16 protein-coding genes are annotated in these 23,744 nt (G+C 68.3%); 7 read left to right on the top strand and 9 right to left on the bottom strand.

The genetic code is table 11. The features are described from left to right. Nucleotides 1–515 precede the first annotated feature (515 nt). Both OU994_RS18665 and OU994_RS18660 read right to left on the bottom strand, forming a co-directional pair. Nucleotides 516–1,604, bottom strand: coding sequence for an AI-2E family transporter (locus OU994_RS18665; RefSeq protein WP_281607116.1), 1,089 nt, complete (start codon nucleotides 1,602–1,604; stop codon nucleotides 516–518). A gap of 2 nt (nucleotides 1,605–1,606) precedes the next feature. Beyond that, nucleotides 1,607–2,473 carry a c-type cytochrome gene (locus OU994_RS18660; protein ID WP_281607115.1) on the bottom strand — a complete coding sequence of 289 codons (867 nt, stop codon included), beginning with the start codon at nucleotides 2,471–2,473 and terminating at the stop codon, nucleotides 1,607–1,609. A gap of 132 nt (nucleotides 2,474–2,605) precedes the next feature. Between OU994_RS18660 and OU994_RS18655 the strand changes: the two genes are divergently transcribed. The 4 genes from OU994_RS18655 to OU994_RS18640 are packed head-to-tail and all read left to right on the top strand — an operon-like array spanning nucleotide 2,606 to nucleotide 6,909. Then, complete coding sequence (locus OU994_RS18655) at nucleotides 2,606–3,007, top strand: cytochrome c family protein (protein WP_281607114.1); 402 nt, start codon at nucleotides 2,606–2,608, stop codon at nucleotides 3,005–3,007. A 38-nt stretch (nucleotides 3,008–3,045) separates the two neighbouring features. Next, nucleotides 3,046–4,044 carry a cytochrome c oxidase subunit II gene (gene coxB, locus OU994_RS18650; RefSeq protein ID WP_281607113.1) on the top strand — a complete coding sequence of 333 codons (999 nt, stop codon included), beginning with the start codon at nucleotides 3,046–3,048 and terminating at the stop codon, nucleotides 4,042–4,044. Further along, the gene (locus tag OU994_RS18645; RefSeq protein WP_281607112.1) at nucleotides 4,041–6,581 is read left to right on the top strand and encodes a cbb3-type cytochrome c oxidase subunit I; all 2,541 of its coding nucleotides are present in this window, start codon (nucleotides 4,041–4,043) and stop codon (nucleotides 6,579–6,581) included. Before coxB ends, OU994_RS18645 begins: the two co-directional genes overlap by 4 nt. A gap of 7 nt (nucleotides 6,582–6,588) precedes the next feature. Continuing rightward, nucleotides 6,589–6,909 (top strand): hypothetical protein, encoded by a 321-nt coding sequence (locus tag OU994_RS18640; RefSeq protein WP_281607111.1) that lies wholly within the window; start codon nucleotides 6,589–6,591, stop codon nucleotides 6,907–6,909. Nucleotides 6,910–6,970: 61 nt separating this feature from the next. Here the strand turns inward: OU994_RS18640 and OU994_RS18635 are convergent, their stop codons facing one another. After that, nucleotides 6,971–7,717, bottom strand: a complete 747-nt coding sequence (locus tag OU994_RS18635) for a YdiY family protein (RefSeq protein WP_131145664.1) — start codon at nucleotides 7,715–7,717, stop codon at nucleotides 6,971–6,973. A 155-nt stretch (nucleotides 7,718–7,872) separates the two neighbouring features. Between OU994_RS18635 and OU994_RS18630 the strand changes: the two genes are divergently transcribed. The 3 genes from OU994_RS18630 (at nucleotide 7,873) to OU994_RS18620 (ending at nucleotide 10,939) form a co-directional block, all read left to right on the top strand. Next, nucleotides 7,873–9,075, top strand: a complete 1,203-nt coding sequence (locus tag OU994_RS18630; RefSeq protein ID WP_281607110.1) for a DNA topoisomerase IB — start codon at nucleotides 7,873–7,875, stop codon at nucleotides 9,073–9,075. Between the two features lie 128 nt (nucleotides 9,076–9,203). Then, nucleotides 9,204–10,007 carry a hypothetical protein gene (locus OU994_RS18625; RefSeq protein WP_281607109.1) on the top strand — a complete coding sequence of 268 codons (804 nt, stop codon included), beginning with the start codon at nucleotides 9,204–9,206 and terminating at the stop codon, nucleotides 10,005–10,007. Nucleotides 10,008–10,018: 11 nt separating this feature from the next. Beyond that, complete coding sequence (locus tag OU994_RS18620) at nucleotides 10,019–10,939, top strand: NAD(P)/FAD-dependent oxidoreductase (RefSeq protein ID WP_281607108.1); 921 nt, start codon at nucleotides 10,019–10,021, stop codon at nucleotides 10,937–10,939. A gap of 498 nt (nucleotides 10,940–11,437) precedes the next feature. Here OU994_RS18620 and OU994_RS18615 read toward each other — a convergent pair whose 3' ends face one another. The 6 genes from OU994_RS18615 to OU994_RS18590 form a co-directional block, all read right to left on the bottom strand. Further along, the gene (locus tag OU994_RS18615) at nucleotides 11,438–12,730 is read right to left on the bottom strand and encodes a glycosyltransferase (protein ID WP_281607107.1); all 1,293 of its coding nucleotides are present in this window, start codon (nucleotides 12,728–12,730) and stop codon (nucleotides 11,438–11,440) included. A gap of 123 nt (nucleotides 12,731–12,853) precedes the next feature. Further along, entirely contained in the window at nucleotides 12,854–14,641 is a 1,788-nt protein-coding gene (locus tag OU994_RS18610; RefSeq protein ID WP_131145668.1) for a glycoside hydrolase family 2 protein, read from the bottom strand. A 782-nt stretch (nucleotides 14,642–15,423) separates the two neighbouring features. After that, nucleotides 15,424–16,716 (bottom strand): NCS2 family permease, encoded by a 1,293-nt coding sequence (locus tag OU994_RS18605; RefSeq protein WP_373922624.1) that lies wholly within the window; start codon nucleotides 16,714–16,716, stop codon nucleotides 15,424–15,426. Nucleotides 16,717–17,030: 314 nt separating this feature from the next. Further along, the gene (locus OU994_RS18600; RefSeq protein WP_281607105.1) at nucleotides 17,031–18,611 is read right to left on the bottom strand and encodes an ABC-F family ATP-binding cassette domain-containing protein; all 1,581 of its coding nucleotides are present in this window, start codon (nucleotides 18,609–18,611) and stop codon (nucleotides 17,031–17,033) included. 561 nt (nucleotides 18,612–19,172) lie between these two features. Beyond that, a complete protein-coding gene (locus OU994_RS18595; protein ID WP_281607104.1) occupies nucleotides 19,173–20,978 on the bottom strand; it encodes a phytase in 1,806 nt (601 codons plus the stop codon). Beyond that, nucleotides 20,978–23,479: a TonB-dependent receptor gene (locus tag OU994_RS18590; protein WP_281607103.1), complete on the bottom strand. Its 2,502-nt coding sequence runs from the start codon at nucleotides 23,477–23,479 to the stop codon at nucleotides 20,978–20,980. Before OU994_RS18590 ends, OU994_RS18595 begins: the two co-directional genes overlap by 1 nt. Between the last annotated feature and the right edge of the window lie 265 nt (nucleotides 23,480–23,744).

Raw genomic sequence — 23,744 nt, 5'->3', positions numbered from 1 at the left:
GACCAACCTTTTGCAGCCTGACATACCTGTCTCCCGGTTCGAGGACCAAATTGTGTGGAACTATGCGCGCGATGCGCTCGCGGCGGGCAGCATCGAGTGGTTCGCTGTGCTGGCTGCGCATGCGAATTCCTTGTTGTTGTCTTCTATCTTCCAATCACCCGTAGTGCCGGCGGAACGGCAGCAAGGGCAGGATCGTTGCAACTATCGAGCGGCGAAGCCGGGAGAGAATCAAAGCGAGAGTTGAACACGTAATGCCAGTCTGGTGGATGAAAACTTTCATCTTAGCCAATAGCCGGACGGCAATCCAGTCTGGTGCGCCGAAACGTGTACAGCCTGCGATCAGCCGGTTGAGAGCTAATGACGTCCGCGCGATCGCCAGAGGGTTCATTGGTGCCGATGCGGTGGCCGGTTCAGTCCGCGATGATTCCGATCAGCGCTGCATTGGGGCGGGAGCGGCCTGGTCCGAAGGTGGGCGCACGCGGGTAAAGGCTGGATACCGGCCCTATCCCGCGCCATCAACCATCGTGCTTCTGCGACGGCGTCCGCACCGGATCCTTCAGCACATCCTGCACGTACAGCATCGTCACCAGCACCGCCAGCACGGCGGTCAGCGGCGTGGCCAGCGCTACGCCGGCCATGCCGAACAGCGCGCCGAACAGCAGTTGCATGACGATCGTCAGCGCCGGCGGCAGCGACACGGTGCGCTTCTCGATGAGCGGCGACAGCAGGTAGCCTTCGGCCAGCTGGATGGCGCCGAACAGCAGCACCACGTACAGTGCCTGCTGGGGGCTGTCGGAGAAGGCGATCAGCATGGCCGGCACACCCGCCATCAGGGGTCCCAGGTAGGGGATGAAGTCGAGCAAGCCGGCGATCAGTCCCAGGATCAGCGCCAGCGGAACGTCCAGCAGCGCGAGGCCGGTGGCCGACAGGATCGTCACCAGCAGCATCGAGGCGGCCTTGCCCAGCAGCCAGCGCGACAGCGTGCGGCCCAGTTCATCTAGCACCTCGCGGGCTCGCTGGCGCTTGCGCGGCGGCACCAGCGTGACCAGCCCGTTCAGGTAGATGTGCGGCTGGGCGGCAAAGTAGATTCCCACGAACAGGATGATGACGGCATTGCCGGCCGCCCCCAGCAGGCCGGAGAAGAACAGGCCCGCGTTGGGCACCAGCTGCGCCAGCTGCTTCTGCATCTGTTCGGGGGAGGGCACGCTGGCCATCAGGCGCTTCAGCAGCGGCTGTTCTTCCATCGCGGCGCGGAAGCGCTGCAGCGCCTCGGGCACGGCGGCACCCAGCCGGTCGGCCTGTTCGCCGATCTGCGGCGCCATCAGCCAGCCGCCGATGCCCAAGACCAGGAACATCGCGAGCACCACCACCGCCAGCGCGGCATTGCGCCCCAGGTGCAGGCGCCGGTGCACGATGCCGGCCAGTTCGTACAGCAGGATCGCGAACAGGATGCAGGCGAACACCAGCAGCAGCGCGTCGTAGGCGAACCAGATGGCGGCCAGCACCAGGACCGCCATCAGCGTAATGCCGTTGACGAGCGCGACGCGGCGCGTGAAGCGGTGCTCCGCGGGCTTGCCGGTATCGGGTTCCTCGTGGCGCTCCATGTCTAGTCCTCGCTGAGAAGATAGGCCGCCATGTCGCGGGCATCGCGCGCGGTCACGCCGAGCGTGGGCATGGTGGTCTGCGGGTCGATTTCATGTGGCACGCGGATCCAGCGCGCCAGGTTATCGGCGGTGTTCGGCAGTACGCCGGCCACGTACTTGCGCTGCGACAGCCCGGCCAGCGGCGGGCCGACGAACGTGTCCGGGCCCGTCACGCCCGGGATCGAGTGGCACGCCTGGCAGGCGTACTGGGTGAGGGCCATGCGGCCGCGCTCCACATCGGGATAGGCGGGCAAGGGTGGGGAAGCAGCCGCGCGGGCGCTGGTTGGGGCAGGCGCCGCGGCGTTGTCGACCAGCACGCGATAGCTGTCGCGCGTCTGGGACGGGAATTGGCGGAGGAAGGCCACCAGGTCCCACAGTTCCTCGTCGCGCAGGTGGAATTCCCAGGCCGGCATGCCGGCCATGCGGATGCCGTGCCGCGTGATCCAGTACAGCTCGCGCGGCTGCCAGCGCCGCGCCGCATCGACCAGCGGCCCGGGTACCGGTTGCATGCTCTTGCCGACCGGGCTCTGGGCGACACCGGGGGCGCCATGGCACTGCACGCAATGCTGGTGATACAGGTGCGCGCCGCGGACGACGCGGGCGCCGTCCGCCAGGGGCGGCGTGGCCACGTTGCGGGCGTGGAAGCGCACCGATTCGCGCATGCCCTTCTCCAGCAGCGTGTGCATGGGCTGGAAGTGCTGCTGCGTGGCCGCCACGTTGTACCAGCCGCTTTCCAGCACGATCCAGCCGCCCAGCGCGGCGGCCGCGCCCAGCGCCATGGTGGTGGCCAGCGCGGTCTTGACGATCAGGCGGAGTCGGTTGGATGCCATCGATGGGTAACAGGAGCAAGTCCAATAAAAAGGTGCGGGCAAAAGTGTCCCGGTGGGTGCGCACCGTTGAATAAAGTCAAAGAGGTGTTTGTTTTATTATATGGGTTCCCCCGTTTTCTGCAGGAACAGTACGTGCGCGAAACAAACAGCCGGCCCATCACCACCGTCCTGCCCGCCATCGCGCTGGCAGCGTCGCTGGCTGGCTTGCTGGGCGGCTGCGGCGACGACAAGCCGCCCGTGCAGCGCGTGCCCGGCGGCGACGTGGCGCGCGGCAAGCAGCTGCTGATGCAGTTCCAGTGCTGCGCCTGCCATTCGATACCCGGTGTCGAGGCGGCGCGCAGCACGGCCGGCCCGCCGCTGGACACTTTCGGCCGCCAGAGCTACTTGGCCGGGCGCCTGCCGAACCAGCCCGAGCCGCTGGTGCGGTGGATCGTCGATCCGCCCGGCGTGAAGCCGGGCACGCTGATGCCGAACCTGGGCGTGTCGCCCGAGGATGCGCGCCACATGGCGGCCTACCTCTACACGCTGCAATGAGGACGCCCGCATGAGTGCACCGGCATGAGAGCACCCGCATGACCGCACCTTCCACGGCGGCACATGCGCCGCTGGTGCCGGCGCCGCGCCAGTCCGCGCTCGCGCCGGCCGGGCCGGATGCCGCACTGATCGACCAGCTGGGCTGGACGATGACGGTCGGCGCCTGCGTGATCCTGGCCGGCGTGATGTATCTGGTGGTGCGCGCGCTGCGCGCGCGCGGCACGGTGGCAACGCATGCATGGATCGTCGGCGGCGGCCTGCTGCTGCCGCTCGTCATCCTGACCGCATTGCTGGCGTGGAGCCTGGCCAGCACGGCAAGCCTGTCGCGGCCGTCGTCGCTGAACGGGCTGCGGGTGGCGGTCACGGCGAAGATGTGGTGGTGGGAGGTGCGCTATACCGATCCCGCCACGGGCCGCGACATCGTGCTGGCCAACGAAATCCGCATTCCGGCCGGCCGGCCGGTCTACCTGGCGCTGACCACGAGCGACGTGATCCACTCGTTCTGGGTGCCGGCGCTGGCCGGCAAGGTCGACATGGTGCCCGGCCGCGTGCACGGCCTGATGCTGCAGGCGGACCGCCCCGGCACCTGGCGCGGCCAGTGCGCGGAGTTCTGCGGCACGCAGCACGCCAGGATGGCGCTGCACGTGGTGGCGCAGCCGCAGGCTGAATTCGATGCATGGCTGGCGGCCCAGGCGCGGCCGGCCCCGGCGCCGGCCACCGCGCAACTGGCACGGGGGCGGCAAGCATTCCTGGAACGCCGCTGCGCCGCGTGCCACGTGGTGCGCGGCGTGACCGACGGCAGCGCCGACGATGCCCTTGCGGTGGGAACCACGCGCGCCACCACCGGGCCGGACCTGACGCACGTGGGCAGCCGCCTGTACCTGGCGGCCGGCACGCTGTCCACCCACCAGGGCACGCTGGCCGGCTGGATCGCCGATCCGCAATCGCACAAGCCGGGCGTGCGGATGCCGGCCGTCAGCGGCCTGGAAGGCGAGGAGCTGCGCGCGCTGGCGGCCTGGCTGGAGTCGCTGAAGTGACGCGCCGGCTGCCCAATCCGGTGCCGCGCCCGCCCGGCGAGCTGGAGCGGCTCGAGGACGTGTGGCGCACGCCGCGCGGCTGGCGCCTGCTCAGTTCCGTCAACAACACCACCATCGGCCTGCTGTACATCGGCACCTCGCTGCTGTTCTTCCTGCTGGCCGGGGTGCTCGGCCTGCTGATCCGCATGCAGCTGGCCGTGCCGGAGAACGGCCTGCTGGGCCCGGGCACCTACAACCAGGTCTTCACGATGCACGGCACCGTGATGATGTTCCTGTTCGCGATTCCCGTGGTGGAGGCGGTGGCCGTGTACCTGCTGCCGGGGATGCTCGGCGCACGCGACCTGCCGTTTCCCCGGCTGTCCGCCTATGCCTACTGGGCCTACGCGTTCGGCGGGCTGGGCTTCTTCTGCACGCTGTTCGTCGGCCTGGCGCCGGATGGCGGCTGGTTCATGTATCCGCCGCTGACAGGAAAGGCCTACTCGCCCGGCCTGAACGCCGACTTCTGGCTGCTGGGCATCGGCTTCATCGAAATCTCGGCGATCGCCGGCGCCATCGAACTGATCATCGGTATCCTGTTCACGCGGGCGCCCGGCATGACGCTGGTCCGCATGCCTGTGTATGCGTGGGCGATGCTGGTGGTGGGGGTGATGATTGTGTTCGCCTTTCCGGCCGTGATCGCCGGCACCGCGCTGCTGGAGCTGGAGCGGGCCTGGGACTGGCCATTCTTCATCGCCGAGCGGGGCGGCGACCCGATCCTGTGGCAGCACCTGTTCTGGTTCTTCGGCCACCCTGAGGTGTACATCATCTTCCTGCCGGCGGCGGGCATGGTGTCGACGATGATCCCGACCATCGCCGGCAGTGCGCTGGTGGGGCGCCGCGCCGTCATCGTGGCGATGGTGGCGGTGGGCTTCTTCAGCTTCGGGCTGTGGGCCCACCACATGTTCACCACCGGCCTGGGGCACCTGGAGGCGGGCTTCGCCTCGGCCGCCAGCATGGCCGTGGCCGTGCCCACCGCAATCCAGGTCTTCGCCTGGATCGGCACCCTGTGGAACGGCACGGCGCGGCGCGGCCGGCTGGCCATGTCGCCGCCGGCGCTGTTCATCCTCGGCTTCCTGTTCATCTTCGTGCTGGGCGGGCTGACGGGCGTGATGGTGGCCGTGGTGCCGTACGACTGGCAGGTGCACGACAGCTACTTCATCGTCGCCCATTTCCACTATGTGCTGATCGGCGGCATGGTGTTCCCGCTGTTCGCCGCGCTGTGCTACTGGCTGCCGCTGGTGAACGGGCACGCGGTGCCGGCGCGGGTGGCGCGCTGGTCGTTCGGGCTGATGTTCGGCGGCTTCAACCTGGCCTTCTTCCCGATGCACATCAGCGGCCTGCTGGGCATGCCGCGGCGCGTCTACACGTATCCGTCGGGCCTGGGCTGGGAAACGCTGAACATGCTGTCCACCGTGGGCGCCTTCGTGTTCGCCGCCGGCGTGGTGCTGTTCTTCGGCGGCATGGCGCGGGCGCTGATGAAGCCGGAAACCGATCCCGGCAACCCGTGGAATGCCGGCACGCTGGAATGGCTGCCGTCCGAATCGTATGCCACGCGCAGCATCCCGCAAGTCGATTCCACCGATCCGCTGTGGAGCAGTCCGGACATGATGCGCGAGGTGGAGGAGGGCGCGCACTGGCTGCCCGGCACGGTCACGGGCAAGCGTGAAACGATCGTCACCACGCCCGTCGGCGCGGAGCTGCGCTACCTGCTGGTGTTGCCGACCGATGGCTGGACGCCGTTCCTGTCCGCCGCGGGCACGGCCGGCTTCTTCCTGCTGCTCACGGCGGAGCAGACGATGGTGGCCTGGATCTGCGGCGTGGTCGCCATCGTCGCGCTGCTGGCCTGGCTGTGGGAACAGGACCGCCCGGCACCCTGCCGCCAGGCGAAGGTGGGCGAGGATGCGTCGGGCGCCGCTATCGTGCTGCCGGTCGGCGCGGCCGGCACCGCCAGCCATTCATGGTGGGCCACGATCATCATGCTGGTGGTCGATGCCGGCGTGTTCCTGTCGTTCCTGTTCACCTATGTGCACGTGTCGATGCGGCTGGACGTGTGCCCGCCGCCCGGCGCCCGGCTGCCCGGCGGGTGGAGCGGCGCGCTGTCGTTCGGCTTGCTGGTGGCCGGCGCCGCGCTGGTCGCGCTGGCGCGGCGCCGGCCGCTGGCGGCGCGGCAGGGACCCCTGTGCTGGCTGTTCGGGGCGGCGATGGTGCTCGTCGTGGCGGGCTTCGGCCTCGACCTGGCCGGGCAGCTCGGCAGCGGCCTCGATCCGACCAGCCATGCGTGGAGCGCGGCGGTGGCGGCGATGGTGGCCTACCAGGGCCTGCACGTGCTGCTGTGCGTGATCACCGGCCTGTACGTGATCGCCCGCTCGCTGCGCCGGCACCTGACCCCGCACAGCCGCGGCTCGCTCGATAACACGGCGTTGATCTGGTACTACACGGTGCTGCAGGGGGCCGTGATCGGTGCCGCGGTACATATCTGGCCGCGGCTGATGGGGTGAACAGGTGATGGAGCGCGACGGATTCTGGAACAAGCTGTGGCGGGGCACGGCGCCGCTGGTGCTGTGGGCCGCGCATTTCTTCTTTTGCTACCTGTACGCGGCAGGCGCCTGCCGGCCGGGGCACGCGAGCATGGCGCCATGGGCGGTGCTGCTGGGGGCCACCGTGCTGGCGCTGGGCGCTGCCGGCTGGCTGGCCTGGCGGGCCTGGCGCGGCAGCGAACCGCCGCGCAGCCTGATGCACATGGCCCGGCTGGGCGGGGCGATCCTGGCGCTGGCGGCCATCGCGTGGAGCGCGATGCCGCTGCTGGTGTTCGGCGCTTGTGCCTGAGCGGCGCCGGGCGAACAGGTCAGAACGAACAGGTCAGAACGAAGGAGTCAGAACGAAGGAGTCAGAATGAATACACCAGCGTCAGCGACGTCTGCGTATCGGTGTTCTTCTTCTCGACCGGCACGTTGGAATCGTTGCGCGCGCTGAAGGCGGCCTTCATCTGCATGGTGCCGTTGATCTTGGTCGACAAGGCCGTTTCCGCCACCGAATGGGTGTTCGACGTGCCCCGCTCGACAGCCAGGGTCTGCGTGAACAGTGCCGCATCGCTGATCTGCCAGCGCATGTTGGCGGCGCCGCGGACGGTGACGCCATCCTCTTCCTCGCCGGTGGCGCGCACGCCGGAGAAATAGCCCGGGCCCAGTTCCACCTCGACGATCTTGTCGTCCGACTTCAGCAGCCGCTTGGCGCGGCCGACCGACAACGACGAGTAGCGCGAGTAGGCGCCGAAGCGGTCGTCCACGTGGGAACCCAGCACGAACAGCCGCTCGCCTTCTTCCATCAGCTTGTAGGCAGCGCGGGCGGACAGGGCGAAGCGCTCGGCCGAGCGCACATACCTCTTGTTGCCGTCGTTGGTCTGGGTCTGGTCTTCCTTGAAGAAGCCCGACAGGATGTACTGGTTGCTCCAGTCTTCCAGCTCCTGGCGCGCATCGATCTTGCCGGTCACGGAAGTACCGGTGGTATTGCCGGAGGTGGTGATGGCGCCGAGTTCGGCGGAGGTATTCCAGGTGCGTTCTTCGATCGTGTCGGCGCCGAACGCTGCGCCATGCCCGAAGGCCATCGCGAGGATGAGTACAGAACGTGGAGTCATTGGCAGTCTGCCGCTCGTAAAACGGTGGACCCGCATTGTAACCCAGCTAACGGCGCCTTGCCCAACCCGGCATTGTAATAATGCCATGGATGTTGCCTACCGTACGGAACGGCCCGCCGCTGGCTGGCACACTCGCTTCACCTTGAGGAGTGCCGATGAAACCCGACGAACTGGTCACCGATCCCCCGCTGGCGGCGCGCGCGGCGGGGCTGCGCTATGTCACCGATGGCAAGCCGGGCCTGTCCCGCAGCGCCACCCCCGGCGGATTCCGCTATGTCGCCGCGGATGGCAGCGCGGTCGACGACGAGGCCACGCTGGCGCGCATCAAGGCACTGGCGATTCCGCCTGCCTGGACCGACGTGTGGATCTGCCCGCAGGCCAACGGCCACCTGCAGGCCACCGGCCGGGATGCGCGAGGCCGCAAGCAATACCGCTACCACGCGCGCTGGCGCAGCGTGCGCGACGACGTGAAGTACGAGCGCATGATCGCCTTCGGCCAGGCGCTGCCCGGCATCCGCCAGGCCGTCGACGCGGCGCTGAAGCTGCCGGGGCTGCCGCGCGAGAAAGTGCTGGCCACCATCGTCTACCTGCTGGAGCATACGATGATGCGCATCGGTAACGAGGAATATGCGCGGGAGAACAAGTCGTTCGGCTTGACGACGCTGCGCAACCGCCACGTGCGGGTCGATGGCCGCGAGGTGGAATTCCGCTTCCGCGGCAAGAGCGGCGTGTTCCACGACGTGAAGGTGGCCGACCGCCGCCTGGCGCGCATCATCGAGCGGATGCGCGACCTGCCGGGCCAGGAACTGTTCCAGTACGTCGACGACGACGGCACCACGCATGCGATCGACTCTTCCGACGTCAACGACTACCTGCGCGGCATCACCGGCGAAGACTACACGGCCAAGGATTTCCGCACCTGGTCCGGCACCGTGCTGGCCGCGCTGGCGCTGCAGGCATTCGAGAAATTCGATTCCGAGACCCAGGCCAAGAAGAACGTGGTGCGGGCCATCGAATCGGTGGCAAAGAAGCTCGGCAACACGCCGTCGGTGTGCCGCAAGTGCTATGTACACCCGGCCGTGGTGGAGGCGTACATGGACGGCGCCGAGCTGGCCGCGCTGCGCGCCCGTGCCGAGGCGGAATTCACCAGCGACCTGCACACGCTGCAGCCCGAGGAAGCCGCCGTGCTGGCACTGCTGCAGGAGCGGCTGGCCCGGGCCGCCGAGCAGGTCAAGCCGGCCCAGGTCAAGCCGATGCCGCGCAAGGGAAGGCGCAACGCGGGGGCGAAGAGCGCGGAGGACAAGAGCAAGCGCGGCGCACCCGGCAGGGCTCCGCGTGCGCCGGTCTCCGCCGCCTGATGGCCGGCGGTGAACGTCGGGCAGGCGGTGTCGGGCAAGCTTCCGACTGGCCCATGCGGCGTGCTCCTACGGCCGCGCGCGGCGCGCCGTGACAGAATCGGCGCACCATGAACCGAAAGGAGCAAGCCATGAATATGCATGCGAAACGCAACGCCGTCATGCTGGCGGCCGTGCTGGCCGCTTCCGCCGCGACGGCGCAGACCGTCACCACGCCGGCGACGGGCGGCCAGGTCAACACTGGCGTCAACAGCAGCGTGAATACCGGCGTCAACCGTGGCACCGTCGCCGCGCCCGTGAACCGTGCCCCGACACGTGCACCGGCGCCGGCCCCCGTCAACGGTGCGATGCCTTCGGCTACCGGCGTGGTCGGCACGCCGGGCGTAACCACGCCGCTGGGCACGGTCGGCAACACCACCAGCGGCGCCACCCTGTCGCAGGGGCAGACCGGCTCTTCCACCACCACCATCGGCCCGTCGAGCATGACCAGCGCGCCCGGCACGACCGGCACGATGAACCCGGCCGGCACCGTGAATCCGACCGGCACGATGAACGCCACCGGTACCGTGAACCCGACCGGCACGCCGGCCGCGTCGGGCGGCACTTATAACAGCGTGACGCCGGCCGGCACCAACCGCTCGACCACGACACGCGGCGCGGCGGGTTCCCGTGCCGGCGGCACCACGTCCGGCGCCTCCGCTACCGGTGTCACTGGCAGCGGCGTCGCGACGGGCACCAGCGGCACGGGCGTCGGCGCGAGCGGCACCACGACGGGCACCAGCGGTACCAGCGGCATGACCACGGGGACCAGCGGCACGACCACCGGCACCAGCGGCACGGGTACTGGCGCGTCGGGCACGGCAACGGGGACTTCCGGTACCACTGGTACTACAGGTACCACCGGTACCAGCACGACGGGCGGTGGCACCCGATAAAAAGGTGTCCGGTGAGTGATGTCCGTGTTTGCGAAGTACTGGTGATCGGCGGCGGACCCGGCGGCCTGACGGCCGCCGTCTACCTGCGGCGTTTCCGCCGCGACGTGATGGTCGCGGACAAGGGCAACAGCCGCCTGTCGCTGATCCCCGTGAGCCACAACTATCCCGGCTTTCCCGGCGGCGTGCCGGGCCGCGAGCTGCTCGGCCGTCTGCGCGAGCAGCTCGAGTGCTATGGTGGTGCGGTGGACGATATCGAGATCACCGCGCTGAAGAAGGTCGATGACGTGTTCGTGGCCAGCCACGAAGGCGGTGAAATCCACACGCCCGTGGTGGTGCTGGCGACCGGTGTCGCCGATGCCGGCCTGCCCGTCGAGGGCTGGCCCGATGCCGTGGCCGCCGGCGCGGTGCGACTGTGCCCGGTGTGCGACGGCTACGACATCCTCGACAAGCGCGTCGCGGTCGCCTCCCAGCCCCACAACCGCACCGGGCATGCGCTGTTCATGCGCACTTTCTCGTGCGACGTAACCCTGTTCGAACGGGACCCCGAGACACCGCTGTCGGCGGAGGAGGCGGAGAAGCTGCGCGTTGCCGGCGTGCGCTACGTGGACGCGCCGCTGAAGGGCGTGACGCTGACGGAGGCGATGGAACCGGTGCTCCACACCGAAGACGGCGCCGACCACCGCTTCGACGTGTTCTATCCGATGCTGGGGGAGAAGGCCCGCTCCGGCCTGGCGCAAGCGCTCGGCGCCCGCTGCGGCGAATGCGAGAAGCTGATCGTCGACGACCATGGGCGCACCACGGTGCCGGGGCTGTACGCGGTTGGCGACGTGGTGCTGGGCCTGAACCAGATCAGCGTGGCGACGGGCCAGGCGGCGATCGCCGCCACCGCCATCCATAACGCGCTGCCGTGGCGGTTCCGGCACCGGCATTGAGCCCGCGCGGTGCTTGCCGCCGCGGGTTGTCCTTTCCTTTCCCGTAGCAACCGGCTTCTCCTGGTGTCGGACACCGGCTTTTTCGGTGTCGGACCGCTGCGGCGGACCGACCGGTTTTCCCTGCCGGCCCCCAACCATGGAAGCGCATGCATTCACCCCAACAGCGAAAGGCCGGGGTCAGGGAGGAGTACCGGCAAGCATGCCGGTACCGCGACGCAGGCTAGGAGCAATGCTCCTCGAAACCCCTGCTCTGCCCCGCCGGGGTGTAGCAGGGGTTTCGCGAAGCCTGCTTCGCGCCTGCGGAACGATGCTGGCATGCATGCCAGCATTCCTTTCTGACCCCGGCATTTCGTTCTTGGGGTAAGCGCATGCAACAGTGGCATGCAAATGATGGCTTTCGTTGACCCTGACCGCAGGGTACCACCCGGAACCCCACTGCCTACGCCAAGACAAAAAAAGGGAGCCGCGAGGCTCCCTTTTTCAATTACTCCGCTGCCGTTACTCCGCCTTGGCGGCAGGCTGCGCGCCCGCCGCGGCGGCGATCGCCGGCGCCACCTGGTAGGTACCGACCCCGCCGATCAGCGAGCCGACCTTGGTGGACGAGGTGGCCGTGGTACGCAGCGGGTTGACGTTCGGCGCGTTGTGCGGCGCTTCGCCGTACGACATCTCCGGCGCGGTCAGGCGGGCGAACTTGCGCGCCGGCGTGGTGTTCTCGATCAGGTCGCGCATGCGCGCCGCCGTGTTTTCCCAGGACGTCTTGGCGACGACTTCGCGCATCTTGCGCTCCATCTCGGCGGTCTGCTCGGCCGTCTGGGCCAGCGCCGCTTCCACGTGGGCGACGAATTCCCCGGCCGTGTGGCCGATCGCCACCACGTGCGAGTACGGCTGTTCGACGTCGCGGATCGGCGTGGACACGATCGGCAGTTCGGCGGCCATGTATTCCAGAACCTTGGTCGGGCTGATGAACTTGGTGGCCTCGTTGATCGCGAACGGCATCAGGCAGACATCCCAGCCGGCCAGGAACTTCGGCAGGTCATCGTAGCCGCGCTGGCCCATGTAGTGGATATTGGGGCGCTGCGGCAGGTGCGCCGGGTCGATCTTGACCACCGGGCCCACCAGCACGATCTGCCAGTCGGGATTGGCGTCGGCGATCTTGGCGGTCAGCTCGGTATCGAAACGCTCGTCGATCACGCCATAGAAGCCCAGGCGCGGATGGGGGATGTGCGCCTGGTCGGGATGGCTGGCCGCGCGGTCCAGCGCGTGGGCGAAGTGCTGCGCATCGACCGAGCTGGAGAAGCAGTGGGCGTTCGAATGGCGGTTCTTCTTCGCTTCGTACAGGCTCGGGCCGCCGGTGAACACCAGGTCGGCGATATTGAGCAGGGCGGTTTCGCGCTGCAGCAGCTGGCGCGGCGGGTTCTTGAAGGCGGACAGTTCATCCATGCAGTCGTACACCACCAGGCTCGCGTGCAGTTGCGGCAGCAGCGGCAGCGCCATCGGCGTGTAGAACCAGACGATCGGATCCTCGCCTTCCGGCACCAGCTTGGCGACCATCGGCTGCACCAGGGGAATCTGGTCGTCATGGAAGCCATGCTGCTGCACCGGCGTGTGCGGCTGGCAGACGGTGATGTTCGGCGCCGGCTGCCAGGTCTTCATGAAGCTTTCGCCGTCGTGATGAATGGGCTCTTCCACCAGCACGATCTTGTAATGTTTGGCCAGGCGGGTCAGCAGGTGCTGTGGGCGCTGAAAGACAAAGTCCCAACGCAGGTGGCAGAACACGATAATGGTCGACATGGTTTCTCCCTTGCCCGTAACGGGTCGTTAATTGTGAGTCGTGAATTGTGATGCTGCTGTTCGCCCGGTCTGGGGAGACCGGGCAGGAATGCTGTCTCGGGTCCGCTTCGGACCCGGCGCCGGTCACGCTGGCGCGGGCGGATCCTGCGCGACGAGCTGGACGCTGCGGGTAGCCGCGCTGATCTTCTCGAACGGAATCTTCGGCGTGCGGTCCGCGTTCAGCAGCCCGTTTGCTTCCTGGTACGTATCGGCGAACTGCGTATAGCAGAAGCCGGAAAACATCTGCGTCTCGTTCACCACCTTCAGCAGGGCGGTGTAGTGCTCGTAGAACGACTCGGCCGTGTTGGCCCGCGAATAGCCCCACGTGTCGATGTCCGGGGCCTTCGTGTCGAAGGCGATGCCGCCGAATTCCGTCAGCACGATCGGCTGGCCGCGGTGCGGGAAGCCGTCCAGCGTCAGGATGCGGCCGCCCGGACGGCGCTGGTCGAACAGCGTGCGGGCCGGATCGCTGACTTCGTAGCGCGCCTTGATGCGCTGCGGATCGCTGTCGTAATCGTGGATGCCGAGGATGTCGGTGGCGGACGCTTCCCAGCCATCGTTGCCGATCACGGGCCGCGTGGAATCCATCATCCGCGTCATGTGATACAGCGCTTCCACGGCGTTCCGATGTGCCTGCATCGACGTCAAATTCGGCACGCCCCACGACTCGTTGAACGGCACCCACACGATCACGCACGGGTGGCTGTAGTCGCGTTCGATCGCTTCCTGCCATTCCTTGATCAGGCGCGTCATCGACTTCGGACTGAACGAGTACGCCGAAGGCATTTCCTCCCACACCATCAGGCCCAGCTTGTCCGCCCAGTACAGGTAGCGCGGATCTTCGATCTTCTGGTGCTTGCGCACGCCGTTGAAGCCCATCAGCTTGGCCAGTTCGACGTCGCGCTTCAATGCCGCGTCGTTCGGCGCCGTGATGCCGCTGTCCGGCCAGTAACCCTGGTCCAGCACCAGGCGCAGCGGGTAGGGCCTTCCATTCAACATGAAGCGGTCCCGGTTGATCGCCACCGAACGCAGTGCTGTATAGGATCGTACCGTTTCCAGCTCTTCGCCGTCGCACCGCAGGGTGAGCTCCACGTCGAGCAGGGTCGGACGTTCCGGGCTCCACAGCAGGTCGTTGCGCGAATCGTCGATGCCGGGGTCGGAAATGGCGATCTTGCGGTGTGCTTCCTGGCCCATCAGCTTGTATTCGTCGTCGGCCAGCAGCACTTCGCCGTGCCACAGCTTGACTTCCACGGTGAGCTTTTCGCGCCGGTCGCCGGCCGCCTGGATGTCGCAACCGATCTCGAAGCCGTCGAAATGGGGCGTCCACCTGATGCCTTTCAGGTAGGTGGCAGGCACCTGCTCGAGCCAGACGGTCTGCCAGATGCCGGTGGTGCGCGGATACCAGATCGAATGCGGTTCCAGCTGCCAGTCCTGCTTTCCGCGCGGCTTGGCCAGGTCGTGCGGATCGTCTTCCGCGCGCAGCACGATCACCTGCCGCTGGCCTTCGACCAGCGCATCGGTGATATCGACGTGGAACGATGTATGGCCGCCCAGGTGGGTCGTGACGAGCCGGTCGTTGACCCAGACCTTGGCTTCGTAGTCCACCGCACCGAAGTGCAGGATGGTGCGCTCGCCGCGGCCCTGCATGTCGAATTCCAGCCGGTACCATGCGATCGTATGGAAGCCCATGTCGTGGATGCCGGAGAGCTTCGTCTCGGGCGCATAGGGCACCTGGATCTCGTGCGTCCACTCGATGCCCTGGTCGGGGCGGCAGAAACGCCGCTCGTCGTCATAGGCGAACTGCCAGGTCCCGTTCAGGTTTTGCCAGTTGTCGCGAACCAGTTGCGGTCGCGGATATTCGAAGTCACTCATGGGATCCTCTTTTAGTTATGTGGCCGTTGTTGGGCATGAAGATGATCGGCGTGTGGGCAGCGGGAACTGCAGTGCCGGGGGGACGCGGTGCCGTCGCGAAGATGGCACCGCTGGCCCTGGCATTGCCCTGATCGACGGCGCCGTCCCGCGGCAGCGGCCGTGCCGATGCGGCACAAGGCCGGCGCGGCGAACGGTACCGCCTCGGGTACTCCGCCACCGCACTGGCTGTAAGGGGATTTGCAGGTGGGCGCGCCGTGGAAGAGAGCAGAACCGCGGGGAGCGAAGCCGCGCAGAGCAAGCCCGGGAGCGCGAAGCCGGCCGGCGCGCCTGGGGCCGGCGCAGCCGAAGGGGAGAGGCGGGATTGGATCCGCGGTATGCCGCCGAAGCGCGCTGCGCGGTCCCGGGTGCACCGGGCGCCGTGCAGCGCTGGCGCTGGGCCGTTGCCGTATGGCTGTGGTGCAGGGCAGGACGCGTGGCGGTACATGTGACAGGTTCCCTTTTCGATGGCTTCGAGTGGCAATCCTATCAAGTATTGAAGTCCCTACAAGTCAATTCCGCGCGGCAATAAGAGGCGTTTTCGACTCATCAGTTCGTAACTTCCGGTTACTATCCGGGGCATTCCGCCGCTGCTATGAGGGAAGGCTAACCGGCGGTTAAATTCGTGTAGGAGGAGTCCCGCATGGGACATGGTCAAGAGCTGACACCATGAAAGCAATTATTCGCAGTGCCAGCTCCCGCTCATGTGCGCCTCATGTGCCCCTGATTTGCCCGTCGTACGCTCATCACGCGCCCAGCCAGGTGTACTTGAAGAGGAAGACGAGGGCGATCACCCAGACCACGGCCTTCACTTCGCGGATCCTGCCGGTCAGCAGTTTCAGCGCGGCATAGGTGATGAAGCCGAACGCGATGCCATGGGCGATCGAGTAGGTGAAGGGAATCAGCAGCGCGGTAACGGCGGCCGGGATGCTTTCGGTGCTTTCGTTCCATTCGATGTCGGCCAGGTCCCGCAGCATCAGGCAGGAAACGAACAGCAGCGCGGGTGCGGTGGCGTAGGCCGGCACGACACCGGCCAGCGGCGAAATGAACAGCGCGGCCAGGAACAGCAGGGCGACGACCACGGCGGTCAGCCCGGTACGGCCGCCCGCCTGTACGCCGGCCGCGCTTTCCACGTAAGCCGTGGTGCTGGACGTGCCCATCACCGCGCCCACCACGATGGCGGTACTGTCGGCCATCAGCGCCTTGTTCAGCCGCTGCATCTTGCCTTCGACCAGCAGGCCGGCGCGGGCCGCCACGCCCATCAGCGTGCCGGTCGCGTCGAACAGCTCGACGAGGAAGAACACCAGCACGACATTGAGGATGCCGGTGCCGAACGCGCCGGCGATATCGAGCTTGGCGAAGGTCGGGGCGAGCGACGGCGGGGCCGAGAAGATGCCGTTGAAGGTATTGCCGCCGAAGAAGAACGACAGCACGGTGACGATGACGATGCCGATCAGGATGGCGCCCTTCACGCGCAGCCGGTCCAGCGCGACGATCAGCAGGAAGCCGACGATGGCCAGCAGCGCCGGCGCCTTGTGCAGGTCGCCGACGGTGACCATGGTGGCCGCGTTCGCGGTGACGATGCCGGCGCTTTTGAGCGCGATCAGGCCGAGGAACAGCCCCAGGCCGACGGTGATGGCCGTGCGCAGGGAACTGGGAATGCCCTTGACGATCATTTCCCGCAAGCCGAAGATCGAGATGATCAGGAACAGGCAACCGGAGATGAACACGGCGCCCAGCGCCGTCTGCCATGGCACGCCCATGCCGAGCACGACCGCATAGGCGAAGTAGGCGTTCAAGCCCATGCCGGGCGCCATGCCGATCGGATAGTTGGCGTACAGCCCCATGATCAGCGTGCCGAGCGCGGCCGCGAGACAGGTGGCGACGAACACGGCATCCTTCGGCACGCCGGCATCGGCCAGGATCGCCGGATTCACGAAGATGATGTAGGCCATCGTCAGGAAGGTCGTGACACCGGCCACGACTTCCGTGCGCACATCCGTGCCGGCTTCCTTCAGTTTGAACAGTCTTTCAGCAATGGACACGGCGCGTTCTCCCCAATTGTTGTGTTATCGGCGGAAGCATACCACCGGCTTCCGATGCGGCAGCCATTTGCAAAGGCATATAGTAATAAGTGTTGCAATCATATAATTCCCTGGCAATTCTATGGGTGGCTACGATCTTGCATGCCGGTGGCGGCGTGGCTGCGACGCGGAGGACATTGGTTCAGTTGGGTCCGCCGCGCTGGCACTGCGCTGTTGCCCTGTTTGCAGCCCGGCCTGCGGCGTTCTGTGCGACTCATTTGCAACTTCTTTGCAACGTGTCTGCAACGGATTTCGCAGCGCGTCACGACTCACGTGCAGGTCTCGAGCCGCCAGCCCGCCGGGCTCCAGCGCAAGACGTGCGTCAGCCGCAGCGCGTCGAGCAGCCGGTCATCGTGGGAAACGATGGCGAACGCACCGGGCCATGCCGACAGGGCCTGTTCCAGCGCCCGCAGCGACGGCAGGTCGAGATGGTTGCCGGGCTCGTCGAGCAGCAACAGGCGCGCGCCGTCGCGCTGCCACAGGGCGCAAGCCAGCGCCGCCTTGATGCGCTCGCCGCCCGACAGGGCGCCGGCGGGCGTGTCCAGCCGTGCCGCATCGAGGCCCAGCAATGCCAGCCGGCTGCGCAATGCGCCTTCCGGCAGTGCGCTGTCCAGTTGCCGCAGGCGCTCCAGCACCGTGGACGCCGGCGGCAGCAGGTGCCGGGCATGCTGGTCCAGCCAGGCGGACGGTACGCGGGCCGAGCATAAGCCGGCACGCGGCAGGATGTCGCCCGCCAGCATCTTCAGCAGCGTGCTCTTGCCGCAGCCGTTCGGGCCGGCGATGGCCAGCCGGACCGGACCGGCCAGCATCAGGTCGAGCGGGGCGGCGCCGGCCGGCCACGGTGCCACCGCGCCTTCGCAGGCGATCACGGTGCGGCCGGCCGGCACGGTGGCGGCATCCAGCAGCAGGGCCGGCAATGGTCCCTCGCCGATGCCCGCCGCCGCGCTGCGCACCGCATCGTCGAGCCGGGCACGCAGCACGTCCGCCTGCCGCGCCTGGCGGCCAGCTGTGGCCTGGGCGGTGGCCTTGCGGCGGCCGAGCAGGATGGCGGCCTGGTTCTCGTCCCGGGCGGCGCAGCTGGCGCGGGCGTTGCGCTGCTGCCGGGCGTCATGTTCCTGGCGCAGTTGACGCGCCGTGGCCTGGCGCACCGCGCGCGCATGGTGGAGGGCGGCCTGCGCCGCAGCCGCTTCGGCGTCGCACCAGGCCTGGTACTGCGTGAAATTGCCGCCATGCGCGTGCAGGCCCCGTTCGTCGAGCGCGACGATGGTCGTCATCGTGTCGAGCAGGGCGCGGTCGTGGCTGATGGCGACGAGGCTGCCGGGCCACGCGTCGATCCGCTCCCGCAGCCAGGCGCGGCCTTCCCGGTCGAGGTGGTTGGTGGGTTCGTCGAGCACCAGCACGTCGCAGCCGGACAGGAAGGCGCCGGCCAGGGCGGCGCGGGCCAGCTGGCCACCGGACAGGGCGGCCGCCGGCGTGGTGGCGCGCAGGCCCGGCACGCCCGCGCCGGCCAGCGCGGCGGCGAACTCGTCGGCCACGGTCCACCGGCCATCCAGCAGGGACAGGTCTTCCGGCGTGCCGTGCCCGGTGACCAGGCGCTCTTGCGCGGCGAACAGGGGCCCGAGGCCGGTGACCTCGGCAACGGTCATGGCGGCATCGGCGTCGATGTGCTGGGGCAGGTAATACAGCTTGCCGCGTGCGGTGGCGCGGCCCCGGTCCGGCGCCAGCTGGCCGGCGAGCAGGCGTGCCAGCAGGCTCTTGCCGATGCCGTTGCGGCCGACGAGGCCGGTGCGCCGGTCGCCGAAGGTGAAAGTCAGGCCCTCGAACAGCGTGCGGCCATCGGGCAGGCGCAAGGTGACGCCGTGCAGTTCGATGAACGATGTTGCCGGCGAATGTGCCGACGGCTTTGCCGGTGGCGATGATGATAACGATGTTGATGATGCGGCCGCCGATGCGGCGGCGTTGGAATGAGCCATGGGTGAGCCTCTTCGAGCGCGTGAATCGAGCGCATGAATCGAACGCAAAAACGGTCCGGCCGTGACGACGGCGCGGAATGTCGGTGCGGACTGCGGTGCGCATTGAATCGAACACCGCGGTGCGAAGGCTCAGATGGTCATTTTGGGGGAGTACTCCGCTTGAAAATATCCGCCACGTGCCAATGCCCTTACGTTAGGCATCCTGGCATTCCGGCACGCCGTTAGCGCGTGAAATTAACCCAAGGACGAACTGCTGGGGTCAGACCCGCCGGGGTGAAGCAGGGGTTTCGCGAAGCATGCTTCGCGCCTGCGGAACGGTACCGGCATGAAGGCCGGCACTCATTTCTGACCCCGGATTTTGCACTTGGGGGTAGCTGATCCAAGTGGGCAGGCGGGCCGGCGGGCAGGGAAGGAAGTCTAAACCTTTTTCACGCGCTGTCAATCCAGGCCGAGGGCCCGGGCGATATCGTCCCACGCCACCAGCTTGAAGTTCTGGGGCCCGTCCGGCATGCGCTTGTAGCCGTCCTGCACCACCAGCATGCCGCGCCCGTACGGGCCGCCCAGGTCGGCCGACGTGACTTCCAGGCCATCCGTTTCCGATGCGCCGTCGATGCCGTCCGCGACGTTGACGCCGATCCGGAAGGCGCCGCGCACCCGGTATGGCGCGGCCGCGTCGAGCACCACGTAGCTGTCGTTGCCCTGGCTGGACACGACCACGTAGCTGCGCGCCGCCGACCGGTAGATGCCGACGCCCTCGACGTCCGCCTGCAGCACGCCGCCAGCCGGCAGCACCATCGCCAGCCGGGCTTCGCGGCCCGCTTCGGCGCTGGTCACCCACAGGCCGCGCCGTTCCTCGCCGACGAACAGCTGGCCGCTGGCTTCGTCGGCCACGCAGCCTTCCGGCTGGCTGGCGGTGCGGAAGCGCCGCACCACCCGCGCCGTGAACTTGCCGTCCGCGCGGGCGATCCGGTAGTGCAGGTAGCGGCCATCCTTGTCGTTGACGAAGGCATCGAGGCCGCCGCCGGCCGGCCGGTACACACAGGCACCATAGATTTCGTCCAGTTCCGTCGGCAGGCGCGCCGCCTCGGCCACGGTGCCGTCCGCGGCGATGGTGAACAGCACCATCAGGTTGTCGTCGCGCTGGGTGGCCAGCGCCAGGTCGAAGCGTTCGGCGCCGAAGGCCACGTCCTGCCGCACGTCGACGTTGTTCAGCCGGCCCGTTTCCAGCAGCTGGCGCTGGCGTCCCTGCAGGTCATAGACCAGCAGGCCCTGTTTCTTGTTGGTGCCCAGCACGCGCGACGCGGCCGGGTCGGCCGGGTGCCGCCAGATGGCCGGATCGTCGGCCGCGTCGCCGGCCCGCGCCACCGGTTCGGTCTGCGCGCGCGGCATCACCACCGGCAGTGGCGCGGCCGGCGCAACCGCCTTCAGCGCCAGCGGCACGCCGCGCCACGCGGTGTCGTCACGGGCCAGCAAGCCCCCGGCGGCATCGGTGGCCAGGCCTTCCGTCCTCTGGCCGGCCACGGCGGCCGCGGTCCAGCCATTGCCGGTACGGCGCCAGGCGTGCAGCCTGCCCTTGCCATCGGCGGCCACCACGCCGCCCGGCACCACGGCCAGCGCCTGTGCGCCATCGGCCAGCTTGCCGAACGGGGGCGCCAGGGCCACGGCACGCCGCGCCGGGGCGCCCTCGGCGTCGGCCCGGTACGCCCACACGCCCATGCCTTCCTCGGCCACATACAGGGTGCCGGTGGCATCGTCGACGCGGCAGGCCTGCACGTGCGGCGGCAATGCCAGCCGGCGTACGCGGCGCGGCGCATCGCCATCCAGCAGCCATTGCTCGGCTTGCCCATCCTTGCCCGCCAGGAAAGCATAGGTCAGCTGCTGGGCGTCCCGGTACAGGCACGCCGCCTCGATGCCGAAGCCGGTTTCCGGCAGCGGCGGCAGGGCGGCCAGCGTGCCGGCGCGGCCATCGGCGCGCACGGGAATCACGCGTTCCGCATTGGCATCGATGACGATGGCCAGCGACGCGCCGCCGGCACTGCGCACGTCGACCTGGCGGCCGCGCACCGGCAGGGTGGCGCGCTCCGCACCGGCCGCATCGACCAGCCGCAGGGCGCTCTTGTCCAGCGCGAGCCACCCTTGCGGCAGCGCGGCGAGGTCGCGCGCCTTCGCCACGGCGGGTGGCACGGCCTGGGCGTGGGCTGCCAGCGCGGTGGCCAGCAGCGACAGTATGACGACATGCTTCATCAGAACAGGCTCGCTTTCAGGCCGATTTTATAGGTGCGGCCATATTGTTCGTACTGGACGTTATGCGACTTCACGCCCTGGTACACATAGTATTTCTCGTTATTCAGGTTGCTGGCCTCGAACGTCAGCTGCCAGCGGCGGCCGAGCTGCCAGGCCAGCGAGAAGTCCAGCTGCGTCTGCGCGTCGACGATCCGGTCGGCGCTGGCGTCGAGCACGTCCTCGCCCAGCTCCAGCAGGTACGGCGACTTGTAGTTGACGGCCAGCCGCGTGCTGAGCGGACCGTGCTCGTAGCCGATCATCGCATTGGCCATGCGGTTCGACTGGCCGGGCATGCGGATGGTGCGGCCGGTACGGGTGCCGGCATCCTCGTCGAAGCTGTCGATCGCGGCGCGCGACCGGGTGAATGCGGCATTCATTCCCACCAGCAGGCCGTTGAACGGCGCCGGCAGCATGCGCAGCGGCTGCTGCCACGCCAGTTCGACGCCTTTCACCCGGGCGCTGTCGCCGTTCGCGTAGGACGTGGCGGTCGTATAGTCCGCCCAGTGGCCGCTGCCGGCCAGGTTGGTCGCATAGGTAAAGTTCCTGATGTCCTTGTGGAAGACGTAGGCGGACATGGTACCGTCATTGCCCAGCACCCGTTCGATGCCCAGGTCCAGGTTGTGCGACTTCAGCGGCGCCAGGTCGGGATTGCCGATGGTGGCCTCGGTCGCGCTGTCCAGGCTGACGCCCGGGGCGAGCTGGCTGAAGTTGGCCCGCACCACCGAGTTGCTCCACGCGGCGCGCATGCTGGTGGCGCGGTCGATGTCGTAGCGGGCCTGCAGCGTCGGTAGCCAGTTCGTATACGAGCGACTGGCGCGGCGCGGGGTGATCGCCTGGCTTTCCTCCCCATCCTCGTCCTCGGTGATGGCGATCTGCTGGCCCAGCGCCTTGAAGCGCGTGCGCTCGGCGCGCACGCCCGCCAGCAGGGACCAGGCGCCGCGTGCCAGCGTGCCCTGCACGTAGGCGGCATCGATGTCCTCGCCGATGGAAAAATCGTCGAGGGCCGATTCGGCGGCCTGTTGCGCGCCGGCGCGCGGCAAGCCGGCGACACGGGCGCGGATCGCCGCCGGGTCCAGCGCCGTGCCGATCGGGCCGAACGCATAGTCCAGCTGGTGCTTGCCGACAAAGCCGCTCATCGAGCGCGTGCCGGCACCCCAGTAATTCGCGCTGGCGGCGTTGCCGCTGTCATAGCTCCACTGGTTGGTGTCGTTGTCCTTGTCGCGCCGGCTGGCCTTGGCGCCGAACTTGATGGCCAGGCCGTCGGCCAGCTCGCGGGTCAGGTCCAGGCGCAGCGCCCTGGCCCGGTCCTCGGCGTAGCTTTGCTGCAGCGTGATCGCATTCAGGTTGTAGCTGGCGGGATCGAACACGGCGGCCGGCGCGACCAGGCGCGGCGCCATCGTGTTGGCAAACCCGATCCCATCGAAACTGCCGCGGAAGCGCGCATCGTTGACCGACTCGGGCGCGTCGTCGGTGGCGCGGCTGGCCGACGCTTCGGCATGCAGGCGCCAGCCGGCGAGGCGGCGATCGGCGCTGGCCGTCAGCGAACGGATCTCCTGGGTGTACTTGCGCTGGCGCAGGCGGCGCTCCAAGCGCGCCTCGCCGGTCTCGCCCTCGGCCAGGTCGTCGTTCTCCAGGTTGCCCACGGTGAGCCGGTCGCGCACCTCGTCGTCGGAGAACCGGCTGACGAAACCGCGCAGTGCATAGCTGGACGCGGCGTCGGGGCGCCAGTCGAGGTTCAGCGCGGCGGCGTAGCGTTCACGCACCGGCAGGTACTCGCGCAGTTCGAAGCCTTCCAGCCGGTCGCCGCTCCAGGCACCGCCGGTCTCCACGTTGTCCGAGCCGAACTTGCGCCGCTCGCCGGACAGGCCGGCCGCCACGCCCAGCTTGCCGCCGGCGAAGCGCTGGGCCCACAGCAGGTTGGCGCTCGGGCTGTTCCGGCCCGTGTTGGTGTCGTGGCTGGCGCCGGCGCCCACCGCCAGCAGCGCGCCGGGCAGGTCGAAGGCGGACAGCGTCTTCACTTCCACCGTGCCGCCCAGCGAATTGGCATCCTGGTCCGGCGTCAGCGTCTTCGACACTTCCAGCGTGCGGATCAGGCCCGCCGGCAGCACGTCGAGCGCCACGGCGCGCGTGCCCGCTTCCGGCGAAGGCACCAGCGCGCCGTTGATGGTGACGGCGTTCAGGTCCGGGCCCAGGCCGCGCACGGTGACGTAGCGGCCTTCGCCCTGGTCGCGCTGCACGGCCACGCCGGGCAGACGCGCCAGCGCCTCGGCGGCATTCTTGTCGGGCAGCCCGCCGATGCCGTCGCTGGAGACGACGCTGACGATGTTGTCGGCCTTCTCCTGCGCGGCGATGGCATTGGCGAGGCTGACGCGCTGGCCGGCGATGACGACCGTCGGGTCGCCGGCGGCATGGGCTCCCGCGGCGGCCAGCAGGCCCAGGGCGGGGATGGCGAAATATCGCATGGTGTGTAGGGTGTGGTTGAAGTGGGGCGGATTCTAGGCAGCCCATGTGACCGATCCGTGACAGCCGGCGGCCCGGCCGCGCGCCGGGGCGGCGTTTGAGCCGAATTGACCCGGCGGTCTCCGTGGCCGCGCCCGGCGGGATGCCGGCGAGCGGGGGAAATACGGGCCGGTGGTGAGCCGATCGCACCCCGGGCGGCGCCGCAACGCCGCCGCCGGCCAGGCGCGGGCAGTCGTCATGCTGTCATCACGCCGTCACAAGCCGGCG

This window comes from Pseudoduganella sp. SL102, assembly GCF_027856995.1.
Taxonomy (GTDB): Bacteria; Pseudomonadota; Gammaproteobacteria; order Burkholderiales; family Burkholderiaceae_D; genus Rugamonas; species Rugamonas albidiflava.
This window is presented reverse-complemented; position numbering and strand designations above follow the sequence as displayed.

What these genes read in the sequence shown, in the direction of transcription:
- OU994_RS18610 (WP_131145668.1), bottom strand. Translation starts at nt 14,641, where the DNA reads ATGAGTGACTTCGAATATCCGCGACCGCAACTGGTTCGCGACAACTGG.
- OU994_RS18635 (WP_131145664.1), bottom strand. Translation starts at nt 7,717, where the DNA reads ATGACTCCACGTTCTGTACTCATCCTCGCGATGGCCTTCGGGCATGGC.
- OU994_RS18630 (WP_281607110.1), top strand. Translation starts at nt 7,873, where the DNA reads ATGAAACCCGACGAACTGGTCACCGATCCCCCGCTGGCGGCGCGCGCG.
- OU994_RS18615 (WP_281607107.1), bottom strand. Translation starts at nt 12,730, where the DNA reads ATGTCGACCATTATCGTGTTCTGCCACCTGCGTTGGGACTTTGTCTTT.
- OU994_RS18625 (WP_281607109.1), top strand. Translation starts at nt 9,204, where the DNA reads ATGAATATGCATGCGAAACGCAACGCCGTCATGCTGGCGGCCGTGCTG.
- OU994_RS18595 (WP_281607104.1), bottom strand. Translation starts at nt 20,978, where the DNA reads ATGAAGCATGTCGTCATACTGTCGCTGCTGGCCACCGCGCTGGCAGCC.
- OU994_RS18665 (WP_281607116.1), bottom strand. Translation starts at nt 1,604, where the DNA reads ATGGAGCGCCACGAGGAACCCGATACCGGCAAGCCCGCGGAGCACCGC.
- OU994_RS18590 (WP_281607103.1), bottom strand. Translation starts at nt 23,479, where the DNA reads ATGCGATATTTCGCCATCCCCGCCCTGGGCCTGCTGGCCGCCGCGGGA.
- OU994_RS18640 (WP_281607111.1), top strand. Translation starts at nt 6,589, where the DNA reads ATGGAGCGCGACGGATTCTGGAACAAGCTGTGGCGGGGCACGGCGCCG.
- coxB (WP_281607113.1), top strand. Translation starts at nt 3,046, where the DNA reads ATGACCGCACCTTCCACGGCGGCACATGCGCCGCTGGTGCCGGCGCCG.
- OU994_RS18660 (WP_281607115.1), bottom strand. Translation starts at nt 2,473, where the DNA reads ATGGCATCCAACCGACTCCGCCTGATCGTCAAGACCGCGCTGGCCACC.